Raw genomic sequence first — 11,449 nt, 5'->3', positions numbered from 1 at the left:
GCCGTCTAGTCCCTTCTCTTTGTATCGCTTATACCACTTTCGAAGAGTGGGCCTAGAAATTCCACACCGACGACAAACTAGGCCCGCATTATTAGTTTTTTCGTAAAGCTCAATCCACTTTAAACGTTGTTTAATTTCTTTGTTCATAGCGTCATAGTATATTGAAACGATCTCTATGAATCACACATGCTGGGGAGTTTTAAGGAAACTAGACAGTCTGTTTTTTATCGACCTAACCACTTACAAATAGTAAGCCTAAATATACCGCGTCTTCGGCACACAGTGCCTACACTTTTAGTTTCTTCGCAAAGTTCAATCCATTTAAAGTACTATATAATTTCATTGTTCATGAGGCCGTATAATATTAAATCGATCTCTATGAATCATGCACTTTAGACTACAAATCTATTTGCCAATCGAGCTGGCACCATGGGTGTTCATCGTCAGCTAAAATTGATGTCAATTCTTCGACATCTAATTGAATCTTTTGCTTTATATCAAAATCATTAGGATAACGTTTATTATCCGACGGATCAGTTAAGTTAATACCAACCCAAGTTAAGCGGCCAACAAGGTGACTCATGCCAAATTCTTGCCAATCAATAAATAATTGTTGTGCAATTTTGCCCAGTACTAGTAAATAATACCAAGCCTCTTGCTCTGTGATTAAACCAGTAGTAAACGCACACCGGCATAAAAACGCAGAACGTCCTATATCAAAGCCTTTAATTCCACAGCTTGATAATGCAACATTATGTTTTTGAGCCCATGCACTAACCATATACTCATCACTGTTTTTATCTTCATTTTGATTTAAAAAAAAGCGTTCAATATATAAATCATGACGAACACTTTGGACTAAACAATTCATAAACTGACCACTTCGGGCAGTGTCTGTAAAAACATCTAGGGTTTCAACTAAATCAGCTTTACTATGTATATCATAACTATTTTTTAATACTTTTATATTACCGTTAATAATCGCTTGCAATGGATATGTCTTACTTTTATGTAACAAACAATCCAGAGAATAGCCATTTTGCATCGATAGGTAACCAGATAAACTAATCAACCAGTGTTTTTGCTGATTAGTTAATAATTGGCTTTTAAGCATTAAATCTGCTGGACTAATCTCCATCAACTATCTCCTTTTTATTCTGTAATTGCAGACATAATTCATTGTGTGTTGCTTGATAGGGCAATTCTTGTTCGATGAGTTTTTCAGCACACTTAATGGCTGAATTCAAAGAGTGAACAGCGTATGGATGAGTATTATATTCGTATGCAGCTTGTTTAAATGACTCTAAAGCTTTGCCATACTCATTTAATTCTAAAAGTGCACATCCTTTAAAATAATATGCTTGGGGTGCTGTGCGTAGAGCTTTAATTGCAATGTCAGCTAACATAATACAAGTATCATAGTCTTGCTGATCAAATGCAGCCTCTAAAAACTTTAAACAATCACTCGGGTTATAAAGCATAAATTGTTTAATTTCTTTGACACAATTAAGGGCATCACGTTGGCGGTTTTCAACAACACTATGGTCCTCGTAATCAACTAACTCTGTATCTCGAATACATAATATAGCCAGTGCAAAGATTTGCATTGATTCAATATGCCATATTGATTCAAGTGATCGTCTGACTGAATCTCGCTCATTTGTTAGTTCAAGTATTTCCATTTCTTGTTCTGTATAACAACGAGGTTCTAAAGAACCAGAAAAGAAGGCTGTTTGATAGAAATCGCTAAAAGTAGCAGTATGTTCTTGTAATGTTTCTACTAGTAACTCATAGGTAATTAAATCGTAGCAATACCTTACTAGTTCAACAATTAGTGGCCATAGCCACAACTGGCGTTCAATATATAGATCTATAAACACTAAGAACTCAGAATATGCTTCATCTAAACGATGTAATTTACATAAGCATAGAGCCTGGAGGTAGTTGCCCTGCTCTTTAAATACATGTTTATATTGCTCAGTAATTGACAGAGCATCCTGATATCGCCCATTTTCATACATTAACGTCGCAATTTTTATAGCGTTTTGTGTTTCATCAGCTCTCAACTCTCGAATATATCCGCGTCTTGCTGTTATTAATGCAACCTCAATTTCCATATCAGCAACAACACGTGTTTCTGCATCTAAATAAAGGTAGGCTCTTTCAAAATTATTAAGCTTTAAGTAACACAAGCCAATGTTTTTAAACATCACCTTGGTGCAGAAGTCGCGATAATTTCGCTCTTGCTGTATATAAAGCTTAAGTGCAAGCTCATAATTTTTTAGTTTATACTCAGCATGTGCCTGATAATTTAAGAGGGACTCTTCGGTGTAGGGAATTGTTAAAGGTGTTAGGATAAGTTTGATACTACTATAGCCGTTAATTGTCCATAAATACTTAACTATATAATTGTAAAGATGAAAGTCAGTTTTAAACTGCGGCTCTATTTGCTGAACTATATCCTCTAGTTCTTCAGCAGAGAATGTATCGTACAAACATTTATCTTCAATATAACTACGTATTTTAAGATGACGATTAAAAGCTTCAAAATCAATATCATCACTAATGTTCTCAACTAAGCCATCGTTAATTCTTTTTGGTAACGTTTTTATGTAACGAGATAAAGCGATCGCCGCTTTTTGGGTCGTATCATCACTACTGGTAGACAAGCCATCGGTAATTTTTAAACTATTATCCAAAAATATCCATATATTTTCAGGTAAAAAGTAGTGATTAGAAAAAAAACCAAGTAAATTCTCGGTCAACGTCTTACTTTGATTAACGTCCCAAAATATTGGGGCCGCGAATAACATTTTCCACTTTTCTAAACTGTGTCTACCTAAAATATCACTATAAAGTTGTTCTAAAGCAAGGTTGAGTTGGGGTATCGTGTGAATGATTGAAAACTCAACAGGCTCGTCATTTGTATTATGATTTGGACTAGCTTTAAGTTCAAAAAAAACTTCAGCCTGTGTATTTTCAATATCAGTATCTAGCTGTGGCTGATCATCCTTAAGTAATACATCATCAAGTATTATTGAATTATCATTATCATTTTCAGCATCGTCACTTTTTGAAATTTCTTTTAATGCTTGATCATACGCTTTACGTAACGCTTTAAATTCTTCAGGGAATTCTGCGGGCGGCGTTTTTTTTAATAACTGCGTATATGCTAATTTTACGGCGCGTTTATCTTGTGTTGGTTCTATACCTAACACTATCCAATGGACCATTTATTTAACTCTTATATTGTAGGCACAAATAATAAAATGCATGATTAGTAAGACATATTCAAAAATATTTTAATACGTTCTTTTGCAGCATCAATTTTATGATTATCATGGGTTTCCAACGCACGATCAAAAAGCCCTATAGTTTCACCTACCTTCCTGCGCTTATCGCCTAAGCTCTCTTGAAACATACGCTCAAGCTTTGCTTTAAAAGAGGTATTAGCAAGTTTGTTCTTTGGTAATATTTTTAAAGCTTGAAGCCTTGCAAATTGCTCTTGTAATTGATTTTGGTCAAGCTCTTTCACATTCTCGCCAACATAAGTACGATATGTTTTTTCAGAATCCTTATTTTTAACTTCCACTTCAATAACCCCATTGAGATCATATGTGTATGTTATATAAAAAGACTGAATTTTGTTTAAAGGCTCAAGTGTAATGTCTAATGATCCCATTAATACATTATCTTCAGGTAAGTAATTTTCACCTTGGTAAATGTTAATCAAGACGCTTTCTTGACTTGGATGTTTGGAAAATAAAGAGCGAGTTTCACTAACAGGGATTGTAGAGTTACGCTCTATAATTGGTAAAAATTCAGGTTGGTTATGCTCGTTCGATATCTCAACGCCCAATGTAAAAGGGCAAACATCCGTCATAATTACATCTTTGAACTGATTATTTCGCGCATTCATACTTGCTTGAATAGCTGCACCAATAGCAATAGCGTGGTCTGGATTATATTGAATTTGTGTAATGCGCGAAAACGCATGATTAATTTGCTGGCGAAAAATTGGCATTCGGGTGGCACCACCCACAAAAACCAAGCCATCTATATCATCTATCGATAATTGTGCATCCGTCATTGCTCTATGAATAGGAAACTTAACACGCTCAATTAAATCATTACAAATATGCTTGAAATCGTTTTCATCAAGAGTATAAGTTAAAATATTTCCTTCATATTCAAAGTCAAAGTAGCCAGAGCCTTCGCTGGTTAGCTGACATTTTAATTGATCGCATAAAGACCAAATATTTCTCTCATCGCCATTAGTTAAACAGTTTGGTTTAATACTGTGTTTTTTATATAAATCGTCTACGATTGCTTGAGTAAAGTCGTTCCCACCGAGGTAGTTATCACCACCAGAAGCGTGAATCTCAAAAATGTCATTAAACACTTCAATAACAGATACATCAAACGTTCCCCCCCCGAGATCAAGCACTAAATAAGTGTTATCTGAGTCTTTGTTATCTAGCCCATATGCAAGCGCTGCGGCGGTTGGCTCGTTAATTAAGCGCTCGACCGTCAAACCAGCAAGTGAAGCTGCCTGCTGTGTTGCTTGGCGTTGTTTATTATTAAAATAGGCTGGAACTGAAATAACAGCTTCGGTAATCGGTTGTTGTAAATATGCTTCAGCTTGCTCTTTAAGGTGCTTAAGTAAAATAGCTGAAAGTTCTATTGGTGTATAAGATTGCTCTTCTAGTTGGTAAACTTTGTCCGTTCCCATAAAACGTTTAAATTCAGACACTGTCAACTCTGGGTGAGTCGCTAAGCGGTCGCGAGCAGCTTGACCAACTAAAACATAATCACCTGTAAAGCTCACAATAGATGGCACCAAAACATTGCCTTCTAAATCAGCAATTAGTTTAACGCCATCATCTTGCCATACACCAATTAAACTGTGTGTCGTTCCCAGATCAATCCCTATCTTCATATTAATACCTTTTATTCTGACAATTATTAAATCGCTTTTTATGTTTTAAAGCCGCGATTTATAAGACTACTTATTATATTGGCATTGATTGTCATGTGTAAAATAAACCCTCATTCCAAATGAGCGCTGTCCAGTTTGAGTTGACCAGAAGACACATCTATAATGGAGATACATAATGACTTTGATTTAATTTCTCCACTATCGTATTTTGCTAATAATTCTATCTCAAACTCGCTTACTTTCAGAGTTTGCACTTACCCCTTATTATCTACTTTCATTAACGTATCAGCATTTGCTAAAACTATAGTGTTTTAGCCCAATACTTAGGCTAATTTTAAGGCAAACCGTCCCAAGACTTAATTTTATTAATAACGTCTATATCAAGATCTTCATATTCTTGACTATCAATATCAAGCGACTTATACCAAGCAAAATCTTCATCGTATTTAAAATCAATTGAGAAATAACCTTCCGAAGTTATTTCAACACGAACTTTGTTCCAAGGAACATCATCTTTGTCTTTTTTCATAATGTGGAAAAGTGCATAGAAGGCATCAGAGACTTTTGATTCATAAGCAAGCCCATTTCGCTTATTAACAGTAAAATATTTATAATTTTTGGAATCATTTTTATCTAAATATTTCTGAGACATAGTTACTGAAACATTAACTTTATCCATTAATAACGTCAATGTAGCTGTATCCCATTGTTCAGGAAAAGCATCAAACATTGCTTGTCCTATATGATTGTATATATCGTCAATTGTATCGAACATTCCATATCCTTAATTAGTAATAGACTGGCTTTATAGATATAAATACCATCCAATTGGCTAGCTACTTATGCTGGTCTTTTAGTTATAAAGTTATAATTTAATCATTTCTAATTTATGTGTAATTTGAGATTGATAAAATTCATTTCCATTTCGTTTGTCAAAAGCCTGCGCTACTTCCAATGCTTTATTATAAAAATGATCAAACAGTGTTTGAGGTTTGTACCTTTCATTTTCATCATATAGTTCAAAGCTTTTAGGCATTGTTAAAAATATTGATATTTTACCATTGTTTAGTATTGATTTTAACAACATAGAAATACCTAAGTAATATTGGTAATGCCCTCGTTGATCTATATTTTTAGAAAGCCAATCATAATGGTTTTGTATTCTGTCTGTACCGGTTTCAATTAAATTATGAATAGCACAATACTGTATTTGTAAGCCAACCTGATGTAAAAAGTTCGGATTGTCACGAATAAGTTGATAGCCAGAAGTAAGTAGCATTTGCCCTAAGTCATCTTTACCCAGCTGGCTTGCGGTAATAAGTAATTCTGGCAAGGTTAAATGAGGTACTTCGGCACAGCTTTGGTTACCTTGAATTAAAGGTAATGCGGTATTTAATGCCTCAGAATACCTACTTAACGCGGTAAGTAGCACGACCATAAAATGGACTTCACATGCTGCACAATCTGCAAAACGGTCATTTTCTAAACCTTGACTAATTTGCAGTTGCTCAAGGCTCTTATCCAGTTCACCCATGCTTAAATAAAGTTGGGCTTGCATGTAATGTACTGGCCTTAAGCTAAAACCTGCTTGAGCGTAATGTTGCTTCATATTATCTATTAACTGCTCTAACTTAGCCCGGCTTATAGAATGAAAACCAATAGCGCAATCTATTACATATTTATATTTCCACAGCATATTGGTTAAAGGAAATTGCTCTGGATATTTTTCGCATTGCGCAATACACCAACCAAAATTTACGAGTGCTTTTTCTGGTTGCCCCGCAAATGCGGCGTCTTCAATTAAACTAACTCGGCTTCTATATTTTAAATTAATATCATTACTTTGATCGGCTAATAAAATAGCTTGTTCCCCAAGCTTTATTTTTATTGGGTCACCGTCTTTTAAACGGCTTGCTTTGAGTATTAACTCATTTACAGTGCTCATATTATTTTTCCTTAAACAATAGCTTAGTGCTGGGTTTTATTATTACTTTGGAAATTTAAACTCGTTGTCATCATAGATATTAAACCTGTGTTTAAAATATCCATTTCATTTTTATTAAGAGGAAAGTGCCCCATTAAAAGTGATTGTACATAAATTATTTTTAAACATTGTTGGAGTTGAGGTAACTCATTGCAGTGAATTAGTGAAGTAATTAACTCATGGTTTGCATTTAAGCATAATTCAGAAAATACATAGCTTTCTATTGGCTTTGTTACTGTATCAATAATGTCAGACCATAGTTCGTCACTTTCAACTTGGTTTATTTTTGCACTTTTAATAAAGTATTGCTTTTCGCAGCTGATATAAAGCGCAGGCACTTGCTCTGGTTTGAATTGCTTTACACTGATGTTTGGGCAAATGTCACTCATTACAGTGTTTGCTTTGTTTATAAACTCAGCTAATAACGCTGGGTTTATATCAGTATCACTAAGCTGACCAACTAAGCTTTGCGGGTCAAGTACCTCAATATGAGTTTTGCTAAGGTGCGCATATAAATTTAATATATCAGTGCAATATGCATAACCGCCGTTTATTAAACACTCTTGTTTTGCACTCGATATTTGAGCAAATTGACGAAAACTATCCACATTTTCAACGTAAGTAATATGCTTATATTTTTCAATATAATTACCTAAAGTCATACTGCCTAAGTTTGTTTCGAATTTAAGAAATGGTGTTATTTTTAAACAAAAATAATGATTATCTAAAACAAGTGACTTTAGCGCCATTTGATGACAACTTACAAAATGCTCAAATTTTTCGGGTGCATTTTCTGCCATATTTACAAGGTAGGTTATTAGCTGTTCACCAAGCTCCTGCTTGGTTTCAAGTAGTGTAGCATCTTCGTATAGTGCCTCGCGTGAAGCGGTAGGTCTTAAATCATCAGCATTAATAATAGTACGAACAAAAAAGGCCCAGTCCGGCAAAATATTTTGACCGCTTTTTGTTAACCGCATTCCTTTTAAGTGAATTAAGTGCTGCTGTTGACGCTCTGTGGTGGCATGCGAAATAATGTAACCCAAACCTTTTACTTTACCTGCTTTCGTTTCCAAGGTTATGGTGTCAAAAAAAGGACCCCTAAAGTATTTTTCGCCTATTAATATTGCCCTATCTAAAAACTCGTTGTTAGATATGCTTTCCCATAGCCACGGTGGTTTTGATGCGTTTATTCTAAAGTTAGTTTTTGAAGGCGTATTTAAGGTGATCGGGTAAGGTAAATAACTGGCGTAGTATTGCATCCAATGGATTAGTGAGCTGTGAGTAAAATAATCTTCACCTTCAGTTTTTGCAGTTAATAAAACACGCGTTCCTATTTCCATTTGCTGGTCAATTTCAATAACTTTATAAGTACCATCAGGGCTCCCCGTCCATTGTAGTACTTTATCTTTTTGCTTAATACTGCGAGTTTGTACACAAATAGTGTTTGAGACCATAAAACAAGCCAACAAACCAATACCAAACCGACCAATATAGTCATGCTGCTGTTTATCTAATAACTCTTTTTTTGATGACTCACCAATAACCGCCAAAAATTGATGTATTTCTGCCTCAGTCAGTCCCGTGCCATTATCTTCAATAATAAGCTGTGATTGAGTTTGAATAGAATTTTTAGGAAGTAAAGTTACGCTAATATTGTCTACTAGCTCGCTTTGTGAGTCACTATAATTATGCCTTGCAGAAATAGCATCGGTGCTATTTTGTAATAGCTCACGAATAAAAACATGTGGCCCACTGTATAAGTGCTTAGATAATATATCGATGATCCCTGAAAGGTTTACTAAAAACCTTTGCTCAATCTTTTTGCTTGAGTCTGTCATATTCATCCTTAAATGTTAGTTTCGCATTGTTTTTTACCATAAACTTTGTCTAAAATTAAGCGGTTTTATAATAATTTTTACTTTAAGACAAACACTTACCTTTTAAATTAACTATTTAATTTAATATAGTGAGCGCTTTTATAAAAATTTATTAAAGAGACCATTAATGGTTATGTTTATTAAAATAATGTAGGGGAAAAGTATCGGGGCTAATAATGTTCTTCAGGAAAAGACTATTATTGCTAATGAATAGCTTTTTATAAATTAACGCTTTTAAGGCTTAAAGTAGCACTTTAAGCCTTTCAATTAGGGACTAACTTTTATTTATTTAATTTCTATTTATCCAATTGAAACAGAGCCTGTTTGCCAAGTAGTGCGGCACTTCATAGTAAGAATAGCATCACTTTCAAAATTATTATTTAGATCTACTGAATATGAAACAAATTGCTTCGAACTATTAGATTGATCTGATAAATCTATCCAATCAAACCCTTTCCCAGTGCCATACCTGAACCACTTACTCTGACCACCATCGCTAACCTTGCGCATACGAGAGATAGAGCAACCACTATTAGAGCTGTTCAACCCTTCAGTAATACCATTTATGACAAGTTCAAAATTACCAATTGACTCATTTAGTGGAACACTGCAGTTAAAGTAGCGAGCTGAACGGGAAAACTGAGGATCGAAAAGAAAGTAACCGTTTTCAGTTGAACCAACTTTTTCGAAAGCCTTAGTTTTTAGAGCTTGAATGTCACCAACAGAGGCTATTAGGTTATTCAACGCTTGTGTTTTATAAACTACATCTTCAGAGCAATGTGACGCACCATCAAAACAGCAGCATTTGATTGAAGTGGTATTGAACCTAAAGTAATTGCTAATGCAATGTATTTAGTTTTTAGCATAATTATATCCTTTTACATTTAAAGATCCCTAATAAAGGTAATTACACCTTAAAAGATTATAAAAACAGCAATAAATTAAATCTATAAGTTGATTACAGAAGTCAGAAAATCATAAAAAAACAGCCCTTCTTCTTCATGTTCATCAAAAATCTCTTTACCTGAAAGCATATATGCTTTTAACAGTGAATTTTTACTACTATCTTTATCCCCAAGTTGGTAATAACATTGCCCTATTCTAAAGTGGATAAATGCATTTTCATTTGCTTCAGGATAATTTAAGGCGTCCAATAAAGAGTGTAAAGACTTTTCATATTCATCAATCATGTAAAAACTATCACCAATCGAAACTTTGAGCCAAAGTACTTCATTCCAATCTTCATTAGGGTCAACGATTAAATCAAGCGCTTTTTGCCAAATGGCTATAGCGCCTAAAAAATCGTCTTCATCGAACAAGTTATTACCTTGTTCGCAATACCGCTCTATTTGATCATGAATATCCATTAATTACACTCACTATAGAAAGTTTTATATTTCTTCGGCTGACTAACAAAGCAGCGCCCTTTAGATATTGTATTCGCTTTATCAAACCATACTTTTGCTAGCTCTAACTCACCTTGCTCAAAATATATGGCTCCCTTTAAAAATATAGGTCCATCATCATAGTCATCTAGATGATCTGAGCTAAATAGTCCATCAACTATTTTATGAGAATTTTTATAAAATCCTAACTCCTTATACATTTCACAAATTCCAGAAACAAAGCTGAGAGTTACGTCCCAGTCAAATTTAGGCTCAGGTAATAACTCCCATGCTTTTTCTGCTTGTTCTTTCGCCGTAATAAAATCTTTTCTTTCTAATGCTTGAAAGGCAAAAATATATAGTTCGTCAATTTTATCTCTTAATTCTACAGGTAATTTTTTCATTACAACCCTATAATTTTAGGCTTTTTATTTAGTCTTAGCACGGCATTTAAAACCTAATAGTGGGAGCATAATTATTTGAATTAAGCTATCACTTTTTAGCTACTTTAGCTACTTTAGCTTTCACCCATGTTAAAGCGATATTATTTTAATATTAATAAGTTTAAAATGTGTGAGGATATATATACCCAAGTAAGGAGACTTAACTAAAGAGTATTTATTCACTTTTATATTTGTATAAATCCCATATCATAAGTAAAAAATACTAAACTTTAATTAGAATTTTTTAGGTTCACTCTTCTATCAATACTACGATAGATTTGTTCTGCTCTGCGGCGTCTCTAAACGTAACAAAGTAGCGATCGCGAACTATTTCATAAGCTTGCGGGTCGAGCTCACCAGCCCGATGCTCAACATCATCTACTAGGCCTTTACTTTCACTATTATCTATATCAACCTCAAAATACTTTTTTAGCAAAGGAAATAGGTCTTGCACCATCTCACTTGAAAAAAAGCCAAAAGAACCACTTATGTTAGCATCGGGGCCAATTAATTGATGAGGAAAATAGTTAAATGTACAAACTGGCAACAACCCCTGGCCACCTACTACGGCATCAAGTAACTCAATAGCCGGAATAAAACCACGCATATTGAGCTCTATAGATTGCCATCTAGTAGCTTCATCTTGAGTTATATCTAACAACTCTTGATATTTTTGCTCATCACTTAAATTCAGTTTTGTGGGATAAACATCTTCATCAACAATAAAAAGATTAATTACACTACTCATCATTACCTCTTAAAATTAGTGGTGATAGATTTAATCATTAATTAAATATAACGGTAAATAAAGTGAATCAGTT

At 34.2% G+C, this 11,449-nt stretch carries 11 protein-coding genes; all 11 read right to left on the bottom strand.

Going from position 1 to position 11,449, the window contains the following annotated elements; translation table 11 throughout:
• The coding region (locus H5117_RS19875) for a helix-turn-helix domain-containing protein (RefSeq protein WP_182738980.1) at positions 1–147 on the bottom strand (147 nt) is incomplete at its 3' end.
• 250 nt (positions 148–397) lie between these two features.
• Positions 398–1,138: a DUF1266 domain-containing protein gene (locus tag H5117_RS19870; RefSeq protein ID WP_182694948.1), complete on the bottom strand. Its 741-nt coding sequence runs from the start codon at positions 1,136–1,138 to the stop codon at positions 398–400.
• Positions 1,128–3,233, bottom strand: coding sequence for a tol-pal system YbgF family protein (locus H5117_RS19865; protein ID WP_182738979.1), 2,106 nt, complete (start codon positions 3,231–3,233; stop codon positions 1,128–1,130). Before H5117_RS19865 ends, H5117_RS19870 begins: the two co-directional genes overlap by 11 nt.
• A 44-nt stretch (positions 3,234–3,277) precedes the next feature.
• Positions 3,278–4,939: an Hsp70 family protein gene (locus tag H5117_RS19860; protein WP_182738978.1), complete on the bottom strand. Its 1,662-nt coding sequence runs from the start codon at positions 4,937–4,939 to the stop codon at positions 3,278–3,280.
• Between the two features lie 334 nt (positions 4,940–5,273).
• On the bottom strand, positions 5,274–5,714 hold the full coding sequence (locus H5117_RS19855) for an immunity protein YezG family protein (protein WP_182738977.1): 441 nt from the start codon (positions 5,712–5,714) through the stop codon (positions 5,274–5,276).
• A 90-nt stretch (positions 5,715–5,804) separates the two neighbouring features.
• Positions 5,805–6,884: a hypothetical protein gene (locus H5117_RS19850; protein ID WP_182738976.1), complete on the bottom strand. Its 1,080-nt coding sequence runs from the start codon at positions 6,882–6,884 to the stop codon at positions 5,805–5,807.
• 23 nt (positions 6,885–6,907) lie between these two features.
• On the bottom strand, positions 6,908–8,761 hold the full coding sequence (locus H5117_RS19845) for an HSP90 family protein (RefSeq protein WP_182738975.1): 1,854 nt from the start codon (positions 8,759–8,761) through the stop codon (positions 6,908–6,910).
• 339 nt (positions 8,762–9,100) lie between these two features.
• Entirely contained in the window at positions 9,101–9,544 is a 444-nt protein-coding gene (locus H5117_RS19840; RefSeq protein ID WP_182738974.1) for a hypothetical protein, read from the bottom strand.
• A gap of 203 nt (positions 9,545–9,747) precedes the next feature.
• Complete coding sequence (locus H5117_RS19835; protein ID WP_182738973.1) at positions 9,748–10,167, bottom strand: lipopolysaccharide assembly protein LapB; 420 nt, start codon at positions 10,165–10,167, stop codon at positions 9,748–9,750.
• Positions 10,167–10,589, bottom strand: a complete 423-nt coding sequence (locus H5117_RS19830) for a hypothetical protein (protein WP_182738972.1) — start codon at positions 10,587–10,589, stop codon at positions 10,167–10,169. Before H5117_RS19830 ends, H5117_RS19835 begins: the two co-directional genes overlap by 1 nt.
• A 289-nt stretch (positions 10,590–10,878) precedes the next feature.
• Positions 10,879–11,376: a hypothetical protein gene (locus H5117_RS19825; protein ID WP_182738971.1), complete on the bottom strand. Its 498-nt coding sequence runs from the start codon at positions 11,374–11,376 to the stop codon at positions 10,879–10,881.
• Positions 11,377–11,449: the final 73 nt, after the last annotated feature.

The sequence above is a fragment of the Pseudoalteromonas sp. SG45-1 genome, assembly GCF_014164135.1.
Taxonomy (GTDB): domain Bacteria; phylum Pseudomonadota; class Gammaproteobacteria; order Enterobacterales; family Alteromonadaceae; genus Pseudoalteromonas; species Pseudoalteromonas distincta.
The sequence above is the reverse complement of the archived record's forward strand: the minus strand, read 5'-3'. Positions and strand labels throughout refer to the sequence as shown.